The sequence below is a fragment of the Vibrio sp. K4 genome (assembly GCF_051122595.1).
Lineage (GTDB): Bacteria > Pseudomonadota > Gammaproteobacteria > Enterobacterales > Vibrionaceae > Vibrio > Vibrio owensii.
This window is the reverse complement of the sequence record NZ_CP178578.1, coordinates 1,304,299-1,325,431: the sequence shown is the minus strand read 5'-3', so window position 1 is coordinate 1,325,431 and position 21,133 is coordinate 1,304,299. Positions and strand designations below refer to the sequence as shown.

General features: G+C 44.8%; 16 protein-coding genes. 8 read left to right on the top strand and 8 right to left on the bottom strand.

Going from position 1 to position 21,133, the window contains the following annotated elements:
* Window positions 1–121 precede the first annotated feature (121 nt).
* The 6 genes from ACLIIY_RS23575 to aspT all read right to left on the bottom strand — a co-directional run bounded on the left by ACLIIY_RS23575 (window position 122) and on the right by aspT (window position 7,406).
* Window positions 122–1,033, bottom strand: coding sequence for a LysR family transcriptional regulator (locus ACLIIY_RS23575; protein WP_258640156.1), 912 nt, complete (start codon window positions 1,031–1,033; stop codon window positions 122–124).
* 142 nt (window positions 1,034–1,175) lie between these two features.
* The gene (locus ACLIIY_RS23570) at window positions 1,176–1,604 is read right to left on the bottom strand and encodes a hypothetical protein (protein WP_032801931.1); all 429 of its coding nucleotides are present in this window, start codon (window positions 1,602–1,604) and stop codon (window positions 1,176–1,178) included.
* A 17-nt stretch (window positions 1,605–1,621) separates the two neighbouring features.
* Window positions 1,622–2,791: a patatin-like phospholipase family protein gene (locus tag ACLIIY_RS23565; protein ID WP_434528610.1), complete on the bottom strand. Its 1,170-nt coding sequence runs from the start codon at window positions 2,789–2,791 to the stop codon at window positions 1,622–1,624.
* 225 nt (window positions 2,792–3,016) lie between these two features.
* Window positions 3,017–3,874, bottom strand: a complete 858-nt coding sequence (gene pdxY / locus ACLIIY_RS23560; protein ID WP_434528609.1) for a pyridoxal kinase PdxY — start codon at window positions 3,872–3,874, stop codon at window positions 3,017–3,019.
* Between the two features lie 125 nt (window positions 3,875–3,999).
* Entirely contained in the window at window positions 4,000–5,595 is a 1,596-nt protein-coding gene (locus tag ACLIIY_RS23555) for a bifunctional aspartate transaminase/aspartate 4-decarboxylase (protein ID WP_434528608.1), read from the bottom strand.
* A 95-nt stretch (window positions 5,596–5,690) separates the two neighbouring features.
* On the bottom strand, window positions 5,691–7,406 hold the full coding sequence (aspT, locus tag ACLIIY_RS23550; protein WP_031781104.1) for an aspartate-alanine antiporter: 1,716 nt from the start codon (window positions 7,404–7,406) through the stop codon (window positions 5,691–5,693).
* Between the two features lie 426 nt (window positions 7,407–7,832).
* Between aspT and ACLIIY_RS23545 the strand changes: the two genes are divergently transcribed.
* The 6 genes from ACLIIY_RS23545 to ACLIIY_RS23520 all read left to right on the top strand — a co-directional run bounded on the left by ACLIIY_RS23545 (window position 7,833) and on the right by ACLIIY_RS23520 (window position 16,065).
* Complete coding sequence (locus tag ACLIIY_RS23545) at window positions 7,833–8,045, top strand: DUF1656 domain-containing protein (protein ID WP_033005140.1); 213 nt, start codon at window positions 7,833–7,835, stop codon at window positions 8,043–8,045.
* A gap of 10 nt (window positions 8,046–8,055) precedes the next feature.
* Complete coding sequence (locus ACLIIY_RS23540) at window positions 8,056–8,916, top strand: HlyD family secretion protein (RefSeq protein ID WP_104971803.1); 861 nt, start codon at window positions 8,056–8,058, stop codon at window positions 8,914–8,916.
* 13 nt (window positions 8,917–8,929) lie between these two features.
* Entirely contained in the window at window positions 8,930–10,285 is a 1,356-nt protein-coding gene (locus ACLIIY_RS23535) for an FUSC family protein (RefSeq protein ID WP_434528607.1), read from the top strand.
* Window positions 10,286–10,586: 301 nt separating this feature from the next.
* On the top strand, window positions 10,587–12,239 hold the full coding sequence (locus ACLIIY_RS23530; RefSeq protein ID WP_434528606.1) for a hypothetical protein: 1,653 nt from the start codon (window positions 10,587–10,589) through the stop codon (window positions 12,237–12,239).
* A 233-nt stretch (window positions 12,240–12,472) separates the two neighbouring features.
* Window positions 12,473–14,512 carry a carboxylesterase family protein gene (locus tag ACLIIY_RS23525; protein WP_434528605.1) on the top strand — a complete coding sequence of 680 codons (2,040 nt, stop codon included), beginning with the start codon at window positions 12,473–12,475 and terminating at the stop codon, window positions 14,510–14,512.
* Window positions 14,513–14,613: 101 nt separating this feature from the next.
* Complete coding sequence (locus ACLIIY_RS23520) at window positions 14,614–16,065, top strand: phospholipase D family protein (RefSeq protein WP_434528604.1); 1,452 nt, start codon at window positions 14,614–14,616, stop codon at window positions 16,063–16,065.
* 58 nt (window positions 16,066–16,123) lie between these two features.
* On the opposite strand, the gene ACLIIY_RS23515 is transcribed toward ACLIIY_RS23520, so the two are convergent.
* Entirely contained in the window at window positions 16,124–17,830 is a 1,707-nt protein-coding gene (locus ACLIIY_RS23515) for an autotransporter assembly complex protein TamA (protein ID WP_434528603.1), read from the bottom strand.
* A gap of 240 nt (window positions 17,831–18,070) precedes the next feature.
* Here ACLIIY_RS23515 and ACLIIY_RS23510 point away from each other — a divergent pair, with 240 nt between their 5' ends.
* The gene (locus ACLIIY_RS23510) at window positions 18,071–18,934 is read left to right on the top strand and encodes a universal stress protein (protein WP_434528602.1); all 864 of its coding nucleotides are present in this window, start codon (window positions 18,071–18,073) and stop codon (window positions 18,932–18,934) included.
* A gap of 35 nt (window positions 18,935–18,969) precedes the next feature.
* Window positions 18,970–19,914, top strand: a complete 945-nt coding sequence (locus ACLIIY_RS23505; protein ID WP_045490963.1) for a CorA family divalent cation transporter — start codon at window positions 18,970–18,972, stop codon at window positions 19,912–19,914.
* Window positions 19,915–19,948: 34 nt separating this feature from the next.
* Here ACLIIY_RS23505 and choV read toward each other — a convergent pair whose 3' ends face one another.
* Window positions 19,949–21,133 carry a choline ABC transporter ATP-binding protein gene (gene choV, locus ACLIIY_RS23500; RefSeq protein WP_434528601.1) on the bottom strand — a complete coding sequence of 395 codons (1,185 nt, stop codon included), beginning with the start codon at window positions 21,131–21,133 and terminating at the stop codon, window positions 19,949–19,951.

Genomic DNA, 21,133 nt, shown 5'->3' with positions numbered 1-21,133 from the left:
TATCCCATACTCTCGTATAGAGGGTGTGATCCTTCAAAATTTGAAGCCGGATATTTTGAGTCGGATAAAACGAAAACAAGGCTCGAAATGAGCCTTGTTGGAATGAAATGAGTCTTTGGAATCAGCGACGAAGGCTGTCTTCGAATCGCTGACGATAGTTATTTATCACGGTCATTAGCGATTGCTTGATATCACCAACCTGTTTGGAATGTGGACACCATAGTGCAAAACCAAACTTGAACCCTTCAAGCATCTCGGCAGATTCGACAGGTTCAATCGAATGGTTGGCAAACTCAGTATTAGCAAAGGTTTTAGGCAGTAGCGCCCAACCCAAGCCCGCTTCGACCATTTTTATCACGAGGGCAAGCTGATCGACTTCTTCGTTATCAGAGCTAACGATGATCTTCTCCGCCATGCCTTCTTCGATAAATGAGCGTAAGACAAATTGCTTGCTGCTTTTCAATGCGGTTAAGACTTCATCTTTCTTCAACTTAGACAGCGCTCCACCTTTTTGTGCAAAAGGGAAAAACTCGAAATGCCCAAGGAAGGTGGCATCAAAACTGTGCATCGCCTGACTATCATGAACATTCACGATACCGAAGTGGAACTCACCACTAGCGATCCCCTTTTTGATGTCCTGTTTATTCCGGACAAAGAAGTTCACTCGCATTAACGGAAAGTCACGTAACAATTGCTGGCGAATTTCAACCAAAGCACGATGCGGAATCACACTAGAATAGGCGATATTAACGCTTTCTAATCCACCGTAAGAAAGACTCAGTGCGACTTTATCGAAAGTACGAGCCTGTTCGATGGTTTGTTTAGCATAGTGGTACAGATGGTGTCCATCTTCTGTTGGCTCTACCGAACGACCAACGCGTTCAAACAAGTTAACCGCAAGTTGGTCTTCAAGATTGGTGATCACCTGCCCTATTGTAGTTCGGTGCTTATTGAGTTTGACCGCCGCCTTACTGAATGAAAGCTGTTCATAAACGGTCACGAACGCGAGAAGTTGTTCAAAACTAAAATTCATAGGTTGTGCTTACTTTTTAGAGTTATCTAATTAAATTATCACAAGATAGTAGAATTGCTACTCGGTAACGGTAACAAGCTGCTTTTGAATTCCTTCTCGACGACATCAAAAAACCTACTAAAGTCAGTAGGTTTCTTCCATCTTAGTTGTACTCAACAACGCGAGCCAAATAGTTAAATTCACCCGAGTCACCATGATAATCGCGGTAAACATCCACACTGAAATACTTAGGTTGGTCAGCTTGAATGTGGTCAACGATCTTCTGTTCTAATGACGCTAGCGTTTCACCCGTTTGCGAATACACAAACTGCTTGTTCACTTTTTCCAATTTGCGTTGCTTTGCTTCTTTGTGTGAGACATAGTTGTTGATCTCTTCCCACTTACCCACGTACTCGACTGCTACGTAACTCGAGTTCTCATCAATCATGATAAAAGCTGCACCTTCTTCTTTGATTGCAGACAGTTGCTGCATATCACTGTCGACTTTTTGCTGGTCAAGGTGAGCACCACTTTGTGCAAATGCAGTCGCAGAAGCAGTGAGCATCATTAACGTTAGAACGGCTTTTTTCATTGTGTTGTTTTCCTGTATTAAGGGAGTTCAGTCACCCAAAGTTGTCCTTGGGTGGCTTTTTTGAATCCATATTCGTAAATCGTTAGCAAGTAATGTTGGTCGAACATGTCTTTCGTCACTTTGGCGTATCCGAAGTCTTGGTCGATGTAAGTAAACTGCATCTCAATATCGTTGATTTCACTGATGTATTTCATTCGATACAGATCACCACGAGTTTGCGCTAACGTAAGGCTTGAGACGCTTTTTGAGACCAAATCCAAACCTTTGTCTTTTAGTGGTCGATACGGCGCTTTCAATGCACCATTGCGAATCACATCTAGCTGAGGCGCTTTTTCTAACCCCAGAGCCTCTGAGATCTGTTGATAGTCGAAGTTAGACGGATTAAAGAACACCTGTGCTGCAAGCCCACCATCTACGTGTAACTCTTCAAGTGTCTCCCCATCATGTTCAACATCGATAAATTGTGGAGGGAAAACACCAGGGATCGATGCACTTGCGGCAAGCACTTTGTAGATCAATTCTGATTTGTCCGCTAAGTCACTATTCGCAATCGCGCCGATGTTCCAAATTACTAATTCACCTGAATCAAAATGGGTACTGCCGATAAAGAGGCGTTTACCATTGCGATGTTGCTGTGCCATCGCCTCAATCATTGGCTCAGGGTAAGCGTTCGCAATGAAGTCATAGAGGTTCTCGCCATCGGTAAACGCGTCCTTAAACAGTGTGTTTAAAAAGTTCTTTTTACCCAGGACGCTTTTGTCGTTGATGTTGAGCATGACTTCTTTCATCTTTGGCATTGCATCACCACCGATGAAAACAAATGGCGCAATTAACGCACCCGCGCTAATGCCAGTAATGATGGCGTAGTCTTTCAGCTCACCCTTTTCCTGTAAGCCCATCAAAACGCCTGCACCGTAAGCGCCGTTTACGCCACCACCCGATAAGGCCAAAATATTGAGTTGTTCACCCTCTACTTTGATTGGTGTGGTTTGATTATGTGCCGAATAAAGAAAATCGGGAGCCTCATTGGCCCACATTCGAAGCGGTTCTGTCGGTACTGAATTTGCGATTTCAACATCTTTATAGTTGCTTGGAGAAACGCGGACATCCAGCGTATGGGGTGAACTGCAAGCCACTACTAACAGCGAGAGTGCTATCGTTACACCAGAGGAAATTAAACGATTCATAGTCAGTCTCATTTAATGTTCTCTGGCGTATGACCAGAGACTCAGTTTGAAGTTAAATGGGTCAAAATGAAGTCCGTTTCGTTGTGTGGAGGTACTATAGCTAAGCGCTTCAAAACGCTGTAATCGCAGATGTAGGACGCTATCCATCAATTCAGTGACGCCCAGATTTCATAACGTCACGCTTAGCTTCTAATCATCATTGTACGTATCCATCTGGCCGTAGCACTAGGCGATTTTCACGACATTAAACTCATGCGTCGGCTCGACAAATTCGTATTGGCCGTTGATCGTCTGCAGTTCCCATGTGCCATAGCCTTTGGTGATCTCTAATACGCCATAAACCGCATTGTGAGCATGACGAAATGCAGCGACAGGAGACATCTTCTTCACTAAACAAGAAGTGAAAATTGCAGAAATCAAATCCCCAACGCCCACGGGTTGTTGGTCAAATTCAATACTTGGGCGTTGAGCTAAATAACACGCTTTTGGTGTCGCTAAGATCATACTGAAGGCATCATCTGTTAGCGCATGCAGGTGTTTCACCAATACCATCTTTGGTCCCAGCTCTAGGGCTTTTTTGCATGCAGTGACCGCATCATAAAGGGAGTCAATTTTCACGCCTGTTAGCTCACTCAGTTCAAACTGGTTTGGAACAATCACATCAGCGATGGGCAATAAATTATGGCAGATCGCTTCTTTGACGCCGTCTTCTACAATGCAGCCTTTATCTGGATCACCCATCACGGGGTCGCACACGTAAAGCGCGCTGTGGTTACGCGATTTAACTAAACTGACGGCTTCAGCGACGGCGCGGCATTGCTCTGCGCTACCTTGATAACCGGACAGTACCGCACCGCATTCACTGAGCTTTTCAATATTGTCCAAACCGCGCATTAATGAACGAATATCGTCAGAGCCGAATCGTTGTCCCGTCCAGCCTTGTTGGTATTGCGTATGATTTGAGAACTGAACCGTGTGGATTGGCCAGACTTCGAGGCCCATTCTCTGCATTGGGAATACTGCAGCGCTGTTTCCTGCGTGGCCATAAACCACATGAGATTGAATAGAAATAATGCTTTTCATAAGTCACTCTTAATTGGGAAGTTTGTTAGCTTGGCGACTAAATAAACACAATGCCGCACACTGTGCTTATTTGGTCGGAATAGCCTCGACAACGCCGAGGCTTATTCTTAGTCAGGCTGGATTAATTAGCCTTGGAACTCAGCGAAGTACTCATCCAACACTTTGCGTGTTGCGCGACCGATAAGCTCGTATTCGTGGTGAGTAAGGTTTGCTAACGAAACTCGAACTGATGCGTGCACTACATCGAAGCCTTGGCCTGGAAGTAGGATAACGCCGGTTTCATGCGCAAGGCGGAACAGGAAGTCTTTGCCCTTCTCGCTCGCTTTGAACCATTCAACGAAAGCTGGTCCGTACAATTTGCCACCCAAAGTGTCGAGCTCAAGTAGTGTGTAGTAGTCCACACGATCTTTGTTTTCTTCAATTTCTACACCCATGTTTTTGTACAGAGTTTTGTAACGCTCACGGATGATGCGTTTACATGCTTCTTTGTAGTTTTGTTCTGAGTCCATCAAGCAGTTCAAAGAGAACAGTGCCATTTGAACTTGTTGAGGAAGAGACAAACCTGCTGTGTGGTTAAGTGCTACGCTGCGGCTGTCTGCTACGATACGGTCAATAAACTTAATCTCACGAGGTTCCGGAGTCAGCGTTTTGTAACGATCGTCCAACTCAAGTTGACGCGCTTCAGGAAGGCTGCGCATTGCATCGTCAAACACGTTGTTGTGTTGAATCGCAATCGAGCCTAAACGCCAGCCTGTTGCACCGAAGTACTTAGAGAACGAGTAAACACAAAGCGTGTTGTATGGCAGTTTCGCGAACAGTGATACAAAGTCGTCCGCAAATGTGCCGTATACATCGTCAGTCACAATGAACAAGTCGCTACGTTCGTTGTTCACGAAGTTTGATAGGTTATCCAGAGTTTCATCCGAGAACTTCACAGACGCTGGGTTTGCCGGGTTCACGACACAAAGCAGTTTGATGTCTGTATCTGCAAGCTTTTCGATTTCAGACATCGGCAGTTGCCATGTTGTCTCATCTAGGCGCAGCTCAATGATTTCCAGTTCGTATTCACTCAGTTCTGGGATCTCTAGGTAAGGCGTAAAGATTGGAGTGATTAGCGCAACCTTGTCACCTTTCTTAAGCAGGCCGTTGTTGAACATGGTTTGGAAGGTGTACGTCATAGACGCCGTGCCGCCTTCAGTGGCAAACAGATCGAAGTCTGTTGTCATTGGCATTGGGCCGTACATTTCTTCTGCAATGTATTGCTTCACAACGGTTTCGATGTTCGTCAACATACGTGGTGGCACTGGGTAGTTACATGCAAGGTATGCGTTAACCAGTTCATTCAAGAATGCTTGCTTCTCTAGACCCAAACGGTCTTTTGCGTAGCTCAGCGACTTTTCCAAGAACTGCACGCCTTGGTCTTGTTTGTTGTTGCTTGCAAACGTGTCGAAGCGCTCAACAATGCCCACACCATCAGGAATGCCACCGAAGCCACCATCTAGGTATGAGTAAGTGCGCTCAGCTTCCAATACTGCGAATTCACCCAAACGAATGAACGCTTTACGTGGTAGCGTCGCTAGAAAGTTAGGGTTACCACGACCAGCATCTAATAACGCGCGGTCAGGAACAGTTTGTGCCACTTCAATTAGTTTATCTTTTAATTCAAATGGGCTTAAATCTGCAAATTTTGAAAAATCAATTGTTGTGTTTTGCGTAGTCATAATATTTACCTGAATCTATTATTTACTTAAATTTTGATAATACTTCCCCTATCGCCTATTTAATTAGGCGATAAGCGTGTTCGAATTTATTTAAATTACATGCCTGCGTTTAAAGTAATAATGCCGACAATAATTGGACCCCATAGGGTAAGCAGTACATTGGCGACTGCATAAGTCACGGTGAATGAGAATACTGGCGTTGCGTTGCCTGTTTTTTCCATTAAAGCCGCGAATGCTGGGTTTGCACTTCGTCCACCTGTAACACAACCTAGTGCTTCAACTGGGTTCTTAATCTTCAATACAAAGTATGAGAAGAAGAACGAAATAAATTGAGGAATAATGGTCACAGCCATACCAAGGAACAACAGAGACATGCCGTGTTCTTTGATGGTGTCGACCGCTTGAGGGCCTGCCTCTAGGCCAACAATGCCCACAAATGCTGCCAAACCGAAATCTCGAATGAAGTTCGCCGCACCTTCTGGGAACTGAGCAACGTGGGGATTGCGGCTACGCAACCAACCGACGATCAAACCTGAGATCAAACAACCAGCACCAGAACCGATGGTGACGGGAATACCTGCAATCTTAAAGCTGATAAGACCAATCAATAGACCAAGCACCATACCCATACCAAGCACAATGAAATCCGTCATGGTTGCAGAGCCCATGCGTTGACCGATGTTTTTCTCAACGCGATTAATGTCTTTTGCTGTACCTGTAAGCTGGATGACGTCGTTTTTCTTCACCACAAGATCCGGCGTCATTTCGATAGAGCTGCCTTCACGAATGTAATCCGTCACATAAATGCCGCGCATTGAACCTTGGTTCGAAGCCTCTTTGATCTCTTGCAGCGACTTACCAATCAGCTTGCGGTTGTCAGCGATCAGTTGACGGTTTTCTTCAATAACTTCATAGCCTTCAGGAAGTGCAATCTCATTGTCAGCCAAACCATCTTGCAGCTGATGTACCGCATTACGGCGACCTGTTACAACAATGACATCCCCTTCTTTCAGTGCTGTGAATTTGTCCACTTCTAGCACTTTGCCATCACGTTGAATCAATTCAATACAAGCAGCTAGAGCGTGTTGGTTTAACTGAGCTAGGGTTTTGCCTGCTAGCCCGCCATCTTTGCTCACTTTAAATGCTCGTGTAACCAGCGCGGTTACTGCGTTGAATTCACCCGGCGCAAGATCGCGCTTACCATTTGAGTTTTTCTCTTCTAGAGCAATCGCTTCTGCTCGGATATCCCACTTCATCAGTGTTGGGAATACCCATGTCACCATAAGAATTGGACCAAGCGAACCAAAGATGTACGTAACTGCATAGCCTACTGCGACGTTGGTCTGCATTAGGTGTTTCGCTTCTTCTGTCACACCACCAAGACGTGCGATCGCATCACCCGCTGTACCGATGATTGCCGATTGAGTCAAACCACCAGCTGCAAGGCCTGCTGCCGTACCTCTGTCTAGATCAAACATCCAAGCTGCCGCTAACACACAAAGCAGACCTGAAACCGTCATAACCACGGCAGAAAGTAGAATGTTGATGGTTCTAAAGTTCAATGCTTTGAAGAACTGCGCACCACCTTGATACCCTACTGCGTAAATAAAGAGCGCAAAGAAAATGCTTTTTACGCCGGGATCAATATGAACACCAAATTGCCCAATAATTACACCCATTAATAATGTTCCGGCAACACCGCCAAGAACAAATCGACCAATGGTAATTTTACCAACCATATAACCGAGAGAGAGCGTAATAAAGAGAGCAACAAATGGTGCCATGTCAAAAAGGTTAGAAATAATTTCCATGACAATTTTACTCTTACTAATAAATATAAAACTCAAATAATCTAACGAATAATCTGTCACTCATATTTGTTGGATTATTTAATTTAAAAAGCATCTCGTTTGCTTCGAAGCGAATATTAGGAACAAAAACTCACAACTCGTAATCCCATTTGAAGGACGAAACCATCACTTCGCATATTCAAACGCAAACATTGAAAAATAATTGTCGAAAATTGAATAACTTAGTGTTCTGCAATAGAAACCAGATAAATCGCAAAATAATTTTATTTTTGTTTTCGCTCTCCAAAAAACGATTTGGTTGCATCATTCCCTCTATATAGCGCATAACACCTTTCGTTTGATGGATTAGATCCTCCAAAAGCGATTATCACGGATGCCATCATTTGCTTTATCTTTCCATTCATCAAGTTAATAGAGAAAAACACCATGAACTCAATGCCACATGAACTTGTGTGGGGCGAAGTTTACTTCCCACCCTTGTTGCTGGTTATTGCATTGGCTTACATGCTCACCATTTTGGTCGGAACCATTGCTACAAAACTGGGGATCCACAAATACGTTGCATTTCCTGCACTCGCAGAGCTGAGCCTAATTGTGATTTTTACTGGCGTTATTGGTCGATTCATTACCATCTTTTGAGGCAAACCCCGTGATTAAACGTTATCTCATCACATTGCTACTGTTTTGTGCCGCTGGCAGTGTGATTTTCAGCTATTACCAGTCGTACTCAAGCAGCCCTTGGACACGAGACGGTCAAGTCAGTGCATACATTGTCTCAATCACGCCGCGTGTGACAGGACAAGTCATTAACGTGTATGTCGAAGACAACTCTCAAGTGAAACAAGGCGATTTACTGTTTGAGATCGACCCTAGTATCTATAAAGCGGCATACCACAAAGCATTGGCGACTCAAAAGCAAGCAGTCGCTCTGTTAGCAAAGGCAAAAAACGAAGAGCAGCGCGCACTTAAGTTAGAAAAACGCACACCAGGTGCAGTACCAGTACTGACATTGAACAACCTAAACAATGCGGTAGAAACAGCGGTGGCCAACGTAGAACTTGCGAAAGCCAATGTTGAAGAAGCCAAACTGAACCTTGATTACACTAAGGTTTATGCTCCAACGAATGGTTACATCACTAATTTGAACTTACGCGTCGGTTCTCAAGTGGTCGCTAATTCTCCAGTCGTAGCCCTAATTGATGAAGACAGCTTCTGGATAGAAGGTTACTTCAAAGAGACAGATCTGGTAGGCGTCAATCCTGAAGATACCGCTTACGTAACCTTGATGATGCACAACGATGTGCAACTAAAAGGTGAAATCAAAAGCATCGGCTACGGTATTGCAAAGCAAGATGGCAGCACAGGCAACGACCTCCTGCCAAACGTCAATCCGAACTTCCAGTGGATTCGATTGGCTCAACGTATTCCCATCAAAGTAAAACTGGATGAACTGCCAGACGATCTGCAACTTCGCGTGGGTATGACGGCTTCTATCAAAATCATTAAATAATTCGGTGATTGTTATGTTCAGCGCCTCTACCAAAGAAGCGATCAAAGCTGCGCTCTCTATCGTTATCGCGATCTGCCTTGCCTTATGGTTTCAATGGGAGAAACCTTACTGGGCGGCGATTGCGGTCGCGGTGATGGCATTGAACGAAAGCTTCGCACACTCGATAAACAAAGGTAATAACCGATTGCTGGGAACCTTATTGGGCATCGGTTATGCCTTCTTTCTTATCGCGATGTTCTCTCAAGACCGCTTTTTGTTCCTCACTTTCTTCACCTTGTTTTTGGGTGTGTGCATATTTATGTCGAGCGACGAGAAGTACGGCTATGTGTTTACCATCGGTTTTGCAGTGTGCTCAATTGTCGCCTGTATGGGTGGTTTTGATAATCAAGCAACATTTCACTTCGCCGTCCTTCGTATGCAGGAGACGATTCTTGGCGTGATCACCTTTTCGGTTGTGTATCGCTTAGTGTGGCCAGTAAACACGGAACAAAACTTCATTCAGCGTTTTGAGACAAGCCGTGAGGCAATGCTTAACGCCATGAATAACCCTCACCACATTGATATCGAAGCACTGGAAACCAATACGACTAACATAGAGAAACTGTACCAACTGATCAGCTTGCCGCTCACTGGTAGCTACCATTTAAAAGAGCATCGTCAGCTATGGCGCGCGCGTTTAAATGAGATGGCACAGATCCAAGACCGATTGCTAGAACAAGCCGACAAGCCGAAACGTAATGAGATTGATTGGTCGACGTTAGCACAGCAACTTCAAAGCTTTGATATTAAAAAGCCGAGTACATCGTTTGTTGGCGACGTCCCTTTTGTCATGCGAGGCGATAACAATACTGTCTGGCATCATGAGCATCGGACCTTCATCCAGCATTTGAATGAAGACAGAAGAAAGGTACTGCAAGGTGTCTCCATGTTCGTGACGTCGCTGCTGATCTGGATTTACCTTCCTGTGCCCGGAGGGTTCATTTTCCCTATGCTGGCCGGTGTATTCTCATCACTCGTTCCTACCATGCCTCCGAGTATTATTAAGGATGCTTTTTTTGGAGTAATAGGCACGGGGACGGTAATCCTTCTGCAATATATTTTCTTAATGCCAATGATGACCGAGCTATGGCAACTTGCCTTATTCTACTTCATCAACATCATCGTGATTTGGAAGGTCTTTTCCACACCAAAACTAATGGTACATAGAATCCTAGGTATTAACTTATTGGTTGTTTTGACATCGGGTGCGCTCAACTTAACCCCAGCGTATCGAATTGAAACACCATTGCTGATGCTGGTAAACATTATGATCATTTTGATGATTGCCAAGTTGTTTACCGACCTGTTCCGTATTCGCGTCACGGCCTAAGCGTCACCTCCGCTCTTGAAACTAAAGCCCCGCATTGCTTTTGCTCTGCGGGGCTTTTTGCTTTGTTCACTGCCCTATTCCTGCCTCACCCATAAAGCGAGGATAGTATCCATCAAAAGCGATTAACGGGATTTCTCTACCCACCATAAAATCCTCTCATTGATTTACGAAATGCAATTAAAAACACGGCATTCACAACATCAATCACAGCAAACACATCTATCCAACTGAACAAGAAGTTCAGTGACACATTAACTGTCTGAGTCTCGAAGGTCTGAGGCTATTCAGAGTGGAAATCGTCATGAGTTTTTTTGAAATACGCGCTAGCAAGACATCTTCTCTTACTGTTCTAGCGAGCGCACTAATGCTTACTACCCCCACTTTTAGCTTCGCCGCAGAAGAGACAACTTACAACGAAGTAATGGAACAAGGTCGCCAGCTCTTCGACAAATACGGTATCAGCCATGATCTACCGAAACTGGCCATCAGTTCTCTAGTGCAAGGCGAGCACTTGGTAGAGCATGCTCACCGAACGGTTCAAATCGGCAACGAGGTCCGTGACTCTTCGGTGTTCCTTGTAAAGAACACCGACAGCAAGGGCAATATCGATTTACGCATCAAATACAACCCTGAAGAGCTGGATAAGAACGAAAAAGTGTTGGATGAAATCGAAGCCTTCACGCGCACAGAATATCGCCTGCGTAATTACGCAGAGAGCTTTGATTCTTCATCGGTGCGAGCAAAAGAAGATCAAAACGGCAATGTCGTTGTCAGCTTCAACTACTCAAAATATGGGCTTCCACAAGACATCGCCTATTTCCGTTTCTTAAGCGTCGATATCGAACTCGTTAACGGTGAACCAAAACGCATGGTCATCACTAACGAAAAGCCGTTCACACACCACAAATACAAGGTGGATACGTACCATCAAGAGATCCGCTTTCAAAAGTTGGATTCTGGCAAACTTGTGATTGCGAGCAAACACACAGAAATTGTTGGCTCAAGCAAAAACAAACCACTGAAAATGGTCAGCACTCTTAAACCTGTTGCCATCTATGAGGATGACATTGGTGTGCAAGTGCTGGATGAGAAGCGCTTGAACGAAGTTTCTGACCCACGCATGCAAGAAGCCAGTGTAAAACTTGATCGTATCTTCCCATTAATGGGCGATATGGTGCGTCGACAAGGCATCGATTTACCGCTGCCGTTTGGTGTATCAATGGCTTACCGTAACCAAGATATGAACATCCCATTCAATGACTTCACTATTGATGGCGTGCGTCTAAACGACCTATTCGACCCAGAAGACACCGTCGGGATTGTGAACGCAGAGAGTTTCAGTGTTCGTGGTGATGTGAACATCCTCCCTTTTTGGAACGTGTTTGGTTACGTCGGCAAAATCAATGTCGATGCGAACGTGGATGCGGGATACACAGGCGAAGGTGGCCAGTATCTAAAAGACAAGCTTAATGATCGTCTACCGGGCTTAGGCGACAAGTTTTGTGATGGTTTGTCTGCCCTATGTAATCGCGGGCGACTGAACGTGCCAATTCACCTTGAATACGATTTGCGCGGTGTCGGTACAACACTCTCGGTTGGTTACAAAGAGTTCTTTGCTTCTGTGACTGGCACGTACTCTCAGACACGTTTAAAAGGCTTGGATGACTGGGGTGACGGCATTGTTACCGTTCAACCGATGCTTGGTTATCAGTTAGTCGACTACCGTACCCAGTTCTTTGTCGGTGCTGAATATCAAGGCTTGGACTCTCGTATGGATGGCCGAGTAAAAACCGGTGATATCGAGTTCGATTACGACATCGGTGTCGAGCTTAACGAGTGGGCATTCCTGACAGGCTTCAATAAGCAAATCGGCAAGAACTACAACCTGACCATGCTTTACAACAAAGGCGAAACACGTGACTCACTGACCTTGAACTTGGGTTATCGCTTCTAATCGCACAAAGAGATAACACACTTAGAAATAACACATTGGTAGGCCATTGGATGGTAGGACTGCATCCTACAAAGGCGATTATTGAAACTGTCACCGATGCCCTACCATTTGAGCCATCAATACAACAAGCCATCCAACCATTCACGGATTAATACCAAAGCGTCAGGACGTCGCTTGTTAGATGCCGTTTAACATTTTCGGTGTACGCACCAAATGACTTTTTGGACATAACAATGACTTTACTCAATCGCTCAACTTTAGCCATTACCATCACTCTTGCCTTAGCTGCCTGTAGTGATGATTCAAGCAAACCTAGCGTTCCTTACGAACCAGAGCCATTACAACCGTTACCACCAGAACAAATCTCTTTGGAAATTGGTGATGCGACCATTCAGGCCACTAAAGAGTCCCTTGTCATCACGCCTCTTGATGAGGATGAAAAGCTGGCAGCGGTAGAGACGTTCAAAGGTATCCAATTTGCGCAAGCAGACCGCTTTCAGCACAGCATTGTTGCTCCACTTGAAGGCGATGTTGATGCGACTCAGTTCGGTGATGCGTGTCCGCAGTTAAAAACCACCACACAAACGCAGTCAGAAAATTGTTTGAACCTAAACATTTGGCGACCTGCCGGGACAGAAGCGTACGCAGATTTGCCAGTTTATGTCTTTATTCACGGTGGAGACTTTGAATACGGCGCAGGCTCAGAACCGCTGATTCATGGTGATATGGTGGTTGCGCAAGGTGCTGACGATGGTAACCCGTTTATTGCTGTTACTTTTAACTATCGTTTGGGCTTGCTGGGCAGTGTTTGGGTCGATGGTTTGGACAACCCAGAGGGTGGTAACTTTGGCCTAGGCGATCAAAAACACGCGCTTGAATGGGTTCAACAAAACATAGATGCATTCGGCGGCAATCCGCAAAACGTGACACTCATGGGGCAAGGTGCGGGTGCCATGTCGGTGGGAATTTTACAGCAATCAAAAGGCGATGCTGCAATCGCAGGTGAGCACTTTCAACGTGCCATCATGCAAAGCAACGCTTACGGCTTTGAATATAAAAGTTACGATGTTGCCAAGAGCCAAAGACCAGAGCAAAGCGTTGAAGATCTAACGTTACTATCACTTGAAGAGGTCATGAAGGTACAGAGCGAGATGCTAGATCCTATTCAACGTCTTAAGAACTGGGTACTGACCGCCGCGAATATTCCGGTTATAAGTCCAACACGCGACAACAGCCCATTAGCTACGTTGATGCCATTTGCGCCTTACATCGAGCATCGCCCACCAGCGTTTCTAGTGAAAGAAGTACCAGGCTATCACTTTACTGAACAAGCGATTGAGAGTGAATGGATCGTACCGACGGTAATTGGCTCAAACAGTGCAGAAAGCAATACTCTGGGCATGCTGCCCAGCCTGACATTTTTGATCCCAACTATCCTTGATATTTTGAGCCAAGAAGCGCCAGAAATCATCGAAAGTGGTGACGAAACCTTAATCGTCGAATACATGGTGGAGTGGCTAGAATCGGATGCGAACTTGAACCGTTTACGCGCTGAATATCTTTCATTACTCAGCGATTCCGCTTCGATTGAACTCGATCTTTCTGACTTATTGGAACTGCTGCCTAACACCGCTTATGAGGCGATGACTAAGTTGTTTTTCGGTTTGGGGAACTCCGATTCAACCACTGAGTTACTTGCTCTGGCTGACTTTTTCCCTAACGATGAAAGTGAACTGAATGGCGCGGCGAAAAACATGCAGCAATTCAAAACCACGTTGCATGATTTGCTCTTCACGGGTCCAAACCGTAATAAAGCTTCAATTGAAGAAGCAACAGGAGCGACGCCAAGCTTCTACTACTTTGACTACAAACCTGGATTCAACGTATGGACTTACAACACAAAAGGTGAAAATGGCGATCTCGACGTGGGTGATTTACTCAAAAGCATCAGTTGTATTGTGGGCGCTTGTAATGCATCGGAATTACCATTTGTGTTTAATAAGGCATTAAAGCTTGATGGTTCAAGTGTTCGCCCAGGTAGCAAAGACAAAGCGATGATGAACGAGCTCTCTCGTATGTGGTTTAGCGAGCGTTTATTTGAAGACTTCCAATACAACAGCGCGACTGATCGAGTACTGCTGATCGATAACGATGGCGGTATTCAATCCACGCAAGATTGGGACAATGCTCATCACTCAGGCATCGATCCAAAACTGCGCCAAGGTCGCCTCAATGGTCTCGAGGAACTTGGGCTGATTCTGAGTCACATGTAACGTTATCTTCAGTCACTAAAAACTCGTTACCGAATACCTAAAAGCCAGTTCGCTGGCTTTTTTCATCCTTATTCCTTGAACATAATTAGGAAGGTTTACTCATGTTTCCTAACGCCATTCGTGCTCTGCTACTCTTTATCTTCGGCGCGCTGTTGGTTGGCTGTGCCCAGCCCTACCCTCAAGTTGAACCGGATTTTGAAGCCAATTGGCAAACTACTCAGCATCAAGCCGAAGTTTACTTAATTCCTACCGCTCCAGAAGCCTTTGCTCGTCGTGTTGAACTGGTAAGAAACGCTCAGCAAAGCATCGATATGACTTACTTTTCTTGGGAGAGTGACACGCTTGGTTTGATGCTACTCAATGAACTCAAACAAGCAGCAGATCGAGGCGTGCAAGTTCGACTCACTCTCGATGATTTATTGGTGTTTAACGAGAAATGGCTGGCTGATCTCAGTGCTCACGACAACATTCAAATCCGTTTATTCAATCCGTTTGATTCACGTAAGTCAGGCTGGATTGGTCGCGTCGTCAACTTCTCTACTCATCAACAACGTTTGGACAATCGTCTGCACGAGAAGTACTTCAACGTCGACCATCAATGGATGATTCTAGGTGGACGTAACATTGGCGACGACTATTTTGGTTACAGCCGCAAAGCCAACTTCTTTGATATGGATGTCTTGTTCAAAGGCAGCATTATTCGAGCATTCGACAAAAACTACCAACAGCTTTGGGACAGCGAGCATGTTACGCCAATAGAAAACATCGTTAACGTTACCCCAAACTATTCCGCGTTTACTAAAGCGCTTAATAAAGGTGAGAAAGACAAAAGCATCATTCTGGCTGAAGTTGAAAAACAGGTAAAACAACTGGTCAGTCCCGACTTCATTGCTACGCAAGTCACCCCCGTTTTCGACTCATTAGACAAGTTAGAAAACAACAAACCCTACTTTAGAAAACGTGCAGAACACCAAGTTTGGCAACAAATAACCACTGCATCCAAAGCAGTGATATCAACGCCTTATGTGGTACCGAGTGATGGTGAATTTGCCTTTATTGATACCTTGATGGAGCAAAAAGCGGACATCACGTTAATGACGAACTCGTCTGCCTCTAATGATTCTGGCTTTATTCCGGCTTATTACGAGGAGCATCGCCAAACCCTGTTAGATAAGGGCGTCCATATACTTGAGTACAAAAACCAAGCGAACAATGATGACCATTACTTCCATGCGGATACTTATTATCACAACAAGACGGTGATACTCGATGATCGGCTGACTTATATCGGCTCATCAAACTTCGACCCAAGATCGGATTTCCTCAATATGGAATTTGGTGTGTTGGTCCAAAGCAGAGCCTTTGCAGAACATGTCATGCACTACTTAACTCGACAACAAGATGAACTGTTTTGGCGAGTATCTCGAGATGGACAAGGCCAAACTCAGTGGCAATCAATGAATGAGATCCATACTAAGAATCCAAACTATGGTGGATGGCATAAGGCACCTAACTGGATATTCAAGAAACTGAATGGTGAGTTCGAACTCTAAACAATCAAGGCTTAAAAAGGCTCTCTATCTGCAAGGATGAGAGCCTTTTTAATGCCCGCTAAAACTGCGTTCCGAGCGAAAAGTGAACGCGGAATTGGTCTCCTTGCGGAGCATCTAAACCATAAGCAAAGTCCACTTTGACGGGCACGTATTTTGAATTCCATATCAAACTCAAGCCTGTACCACTTTTCCAATCCACCTTATCGTTGAAGGCATCACCAACATCATAAAATGCTCCAAGCCACAATTGGCGGTAGACCTGATATTGATATTCCAGCCCAGCAGTAAACATGTAACGGGCACCCGTTAAATCGCCATTTTCATCTCTAGGAGAGATAGACTCATAACCATAACCACGAAGATTGCCATCACCTCCCGCAAAGAAGCGTAACGAGGATGGAATATCGCTCAAAGTGTCAGCGACATTAATACCGACATTAGAACGAAAGTGAAACTTGTGTTTTTCACTAATATCCCATGACAGAACACTATTGCCCTCAATACGCAGCAAACGAGAATCGGAGAAAAAATTAGGGTCTGAGTATTCCAATGAGTAAACGTGACGGTGCTTTACTTCTAATTGATCGTTCTTGCGATCAAGCAGTGAAAATGTCACCCCCGGTAATAACAACTGTGATTCGTCATTCTCCGACGCTTGTCGATAACTTTCTTGCAAATAACGAACGTGCATGGTGCTTTGCCAATCACTGTCTAACTGCCAGTGTTTTTCAAACGATAAATCATTAGAAAAACTCGATGTGTCTCGATAGTCGACATGCTTAGATTCAAACTGAATCCCGTAGTAATCCGTTAGAACATTTTGGGTGGGAATTTTGTAACCAAGTAATAGCGATTGTTCCGGTTTGGAAGCGTACGCTTGTGCCTCAAAACTGTGTCCACGTGCGTTGTACCAAGGCTTGGTCCAGTTCAGCGAAGCGCGCAATCCCAAGTCTGTCGAATACCCTCCACCGACCTGCACAATATTGCGTGAATTCGGCTCTGCGAGCACTTCTATCGGCACCTTATAACCATCGGATATCTCCTCGAAATCCGCTTTCACAATCACACTGCGAAACCAATCAGTACTCGAGAGGTCGGCCTGATATTGACTCAATTTCAAAGTGTCAAAATCGTCGCCCCGTTCAAACGTTCTCATCGCTTCTATTCGTGCTGTTTCGATACCCGACGTAAGAACAGACAGCTCTCCAAATTGGTAGCGAGAACCACTAGAGAAATGCAGATTCACATGGGCTTGATTCAAACTGGGAATGACTTCCAAAGACGATTCAATAAAACGCCCATCCAAGTAACCTTTTTGCTGAGCCAATGAAATCAAGTTTCGCTTTAGCGTGTCGTACTCAGAATGAAGCAACGGCTGACCTTGTTTAAGTTGAGCTTGATTAATTAGTTCGATGAAATCCTGATCATTACTGGCCTCTCCCGACACAGCAATATTAGATTTTTTGACCAACATCACCTCCCCAGCGTCAACCTCAAGCGTGATGAGATCATTCTCTGGTCTCTGAACTCTGAGCTCGGAATGATAGTAACCATAAGGATTTAACGCTGACCTAACCAGCGTGTTGAGTTGGCTAATAGAAAGGTTTTCAGCCGGCACTTCAGCTAATGGCGAGAGGTAATATTCTAGGTTCTTTTCCAGCGGCTGGGATAAACCTTGTATAACAAATTCTGCAGCTAAAACCTCAGCAAGGGGAAGAGAAGCGAATACAGAAATTCCAACAAGTTTTTGGACAAGAGAAGCCACAAATCTGCCTAAGTGAGTTTGACACTCAACTAGGCTAAACGTACTACAGAAATCACGTTAATCGTGTATGTAGGATGATTACCTACAAACGCTTACGAGAAGATAACCTCATGCACCTTCCGCACCACTGTTACTCTTTCTCTCCTAAACTAAAACAAGTCACGCGATACACGCTTCAAACGTTTGATTTGTGAATACAGTAGAAACGGTAAAAGTCATAGACATAAATAGGAGATGCTCATGCCGACTGTGGACTTGCTTCTGAAAACTTCAATTATTCCATCAAGAAAGGTGCTGATAAAAACTCTTGTTTACGCCTCTAAGACAAATTCGCCTATCAAGATTTATGGAGAGGATTATCGTAGAAGCGAAGATCACACCTTTTTTGATTTCATTAGTGATAAAGCGCGAGATGCCAAGCGTACAAACGATAGATACTTAAATTGGACTATACAAGTGCTTGAAAAAATTGCTCTTATAGCGAAACAAGAAGGCTTAAAATACGAGCTAGATTTTATACACTTGGACGGACGGAAATGGATCTCACAGCTGATCAGAGAGTCAGGTAATAACAACACGCTCTTCGTTGACGCAAAGAGTATCAATATATCGCACGAGCTGATGTCAGCTTTGATAACCGAGAACAAAAACTTGTTCTTACTCACTGACAAGTCGTGGTCAACATCAACCCTAGTGCTCGGAGCGATAGATCCATTACACAGGGACGACGAAAGCGGCACTATAGATCGGGCAATAATCCAAGCAGGATTGCGTCTTTCTGACACTCTGGCACAAAGTTTCAAGCTTGTTTATTGCCAATACGTCGCGGAATATTTGACAGAATTCAGTCAAGAAATATTGCAAAGCCAGAAAGAAGGGGTATTGAACTTTCTCAAAGATAAAAACCTCAACTCGGTTCCCTTAACCTTCATCAGAGGAAACCCTGACTTCGCCCTTGTTGAAGCAGTGAAAATACACAAAGGAACGCTGTTAGTCCTTGGTGCTTGCCGAAGAAGCAGCGCATCTCGTTACTGGATGGGAAGTACCGTAGATAGCCTATTACAATCTCCTCCATGTGATATGCTGCTCGTAGCTGAGCATTAAAAACTACCTCTCTCTCCTAGCACAAGGACGCAATTATGAGTTTCATGATCGAACATTGGGACTTTTCGAGTGAAAAACCGATAAAAAAGGAAAACTCAACTGAAGTCATAGAAGCTGATCATTGGTATCACTGTGAAAGAGGTCACCTCGCTATCCGAGGCTGGCTAGAGTTCAACGCAATACCAAGATCGACGATAGATAACTTGCTTGCAGACGAGAGCCGCCCTTCTTTCCATCAATTGGATGGAGAAAACTTTTTGCTCATTTTGCGCGGTGTCAATATGAACGCTAACGCATCACCAGAAGACATGCTTAGTATCCGAATTCTCTATTACAACGGCGCACTAATCTCAACACGTAAAACACCATCCCGAGCGATCATGGATATTAGAGAGGCTCTAGCGGAAAGGAAAGGACCGCAAAGCCTTGCTAGCCTGTTGAACTATATTATTGATGGGTTAAACGGCAAGATTGATACGTACTTGGATTTTATCGAGAATACATTGAACGAATTCGACGTAAGTGATGAGTCAACTTACAACCATATTTCAGCGCAAAAAGCACTGATTTCAATAAAGCGATTCATACGCCCACAGCAATACGCGATTCGAGATTTGATTGAGTCTGAAGTCCCATTAGTGACAACAAGGCCACACCAGTATCGGTTTGCTCATAACAATATCATTCGAATTAACGAAACCATCGATTTCTTTCTTGGAGAGGTCGAGCTGTTTCAAGAAGAAATTAGGCACCTACGGGATCAAAAGACAAACAAAAATAGTTATCTCTTCACCTTGGTCGCTACCATCTTCCTGCCTACTAGCTTTTTAACTGGCCTACTAGGAATCAACATTGGAGGCATGCCAGGCGTCGACTCCTCGATGGCATTTACATGGTTCTGTATCGCTCTTGTCGTAATATTTGGGCTCGAGGTGGTTTTACTAAAGTATTTAGGCTTCACAAACAAAAAAGAGCCATGATAGCGGCTCTTTATTGTCCGAAAGTGTAATCGGCCTACGCCACTTGCTTGGACTTAAAATTACCAAGTAGCGCATCGTACAACTCGTTATCACTCAATACGCCCACTAGCTTGTTCTCTTCTACTAGCAATATCGGCTGGTTGCTGCGTTGCTTCAGTTCAATCGCCTCACGCATGCTGATATCTGGATTGGCTTGAACAACCGTGCTTTCACCGATGTCGTCGAGTGTGGTTGAATCGCTTTCCCAATTCACCAATGACTTGTCAGAATCCACCAGCGTGACACCTTTCGGCTCTTGCTCGACCCAAATCTGCTTTTCTGCACACACCAATACGCGGTCATTTTTCTGCTTAAGCTCGGTACTGGCTTGCATCAGTGAACGACCTTTCAAAACATTGAGCGGATTAGTGTGAGCCACAAAGTCAGCCACATAGTCGTTTTCTGGCGCAAGGATGATCTGCTCAGGCTTGCCGTGTTGAATCAGTTTGCCCGATTCCATAATGGCGATGTTGTTGCCGATTTTCAGCGCTTCGTCTAGGTCGTGGCTCACAAACAAAATCGTCTTGTTGAGCTTCTCTTGCAGTTGAATCAATTCATCTTGAAGCTGAGCACGAATCAGCGGGTCGAGCGCAGAGAACGGTTCATCCATTAGTAGGATATCGGTATCCATAGCAAAGGCGCGAGCCAAGCCAACACGCTGCTGCATACCACCAGAGAGCTCATGCGGGAACTTGCTCTCCCACTCGCTTAGCCCAACCATTTCTAATTGTTCACGCGCTTTTTTACGACGTTCCGCTTTGCCAATACCCTGCATCTCAAGACCAAACGCCACATTATCCAATACCGTTAACCACGGCATAAGCGCAAACTTTTGGAACACCATCGATACGCGGTGAGTACGCAAGTTACGTAGAGTTTGTTCGTCACAGTTGGCAAGCTCTACCATGTCGTCGCCATCTTTGATTTTGAGTGAGCCGCGAGAAATCTCATTCAAACCATTAACGGCACGAAGCAGGCTGGATTTACCCGAACCGGAAAGCCCCATCAATACACAGATCTCGCCTTGTTGGACGCTCATTGAGACCTTATCAACACCAACCACTTGTCCGGTTTGATCAATGATCTCTTGGCGAGACTTGCCTTGGTCGAGTAACGCCAATGCTTGCTCTTGCTGCTGACCAAACACAACGTCGAGGTTTTCAATTGTAATTGCATCCAT

Coding starts and splice junctions, on each gene's coding strand:
- ACLIIY_RS23520 (WP_434528604.1), top strand. CDS start 14,614: ATGTTTCCTAACGCCATTCGTGCTCTGCTACTCTTTATCTTCGGCGCG.
- ACLIIY_RS23565 (WP_434528610.1), bottom strand. CDS start 2,791: ATGAATCGTTTAATTTCCTCTGGTGTAACGATAGCACTCTCGCTGTTA.
- ACLIIY_RS23555 (WP_434528608.1), bottom strand. CDS start 5,595: ATGACTACGCAAAACACAACAATTGATTTTTCAAAATTTGCAGATTTA.
- ACLIIY_RS23510 (WP_434528602.1), top strand. CDS start 18,071: ATGCCGACTGTGGACTTGCTTCTGAAAACTTCAATTATTCCATCAAGA.
- choV (WP_434528601.1), bottom strand. CDS start 21,133: ATGGATGCAATTACAATTGAAAACCTCGACGTTGTGTTTGGTCAGCAG.
- ACLIIY_RS23505 (WP_045490963.1), top strand. CDS start 18,970: ATGAGTTTCATGATCGAACATTGGGACTTTTCGAGTGAAAAACCGATA.
- ACLIIY_RS23545 (WP_033005140.1), top strand. CDS start 7,833: ATGAACTCAATGCCACATGAACTTGTGTGGGGCGAAGTTTACTTCCCA.
- aspT (WP_031781104.1), bottom strand. CDS start 7,406: ATGGAAATTATTTCTAACCTTTTTGACATGGCACCATTTGTTGCTCTC.
- ACLIIY_RS23535 (WP_434528607.1), top strand. CDS start 8,930: ATGTTCAGCGCCTCTACCAAAGAAGCGATCAAAGCTGCGCTCTCTATC.
- ACLIIY_RS23525 (WP_434528605.1), top strand. CDS start 12,473: ATGACTTTACTCAATCGCTCAACTTTAGCCATTACCATCACTCTTGCC.
- ACLIIY_RS23530 (WP_434528606.1), top strand. CDS start 10,587: ATGAGTTTTTTTGAAATACGCGCTAGCAAGACATCTTCTCTTACTGTT.
- ACLIIY_RS23575 (WP_258640156.1), bottom strand. CDS start 1,033: ATGAATTTTAGTTTTGAACAACTTCTCGCGTTCGTGACCGTTTATGAA.
- ACLIIY_RS23570 (WP_032801931.1), bottom strand. CDS start 1,604: ATGAAAAAAGCCGTTCTAACGTTAATGATGCTCACTGCTTCTGCGACT.
- pdxY (WP_434528609.1), bottom strand. CDS start 3,874: ATGAAAAGCATTATTTCTATTCAATCTCATGTGGTTTATGGCCACGCA.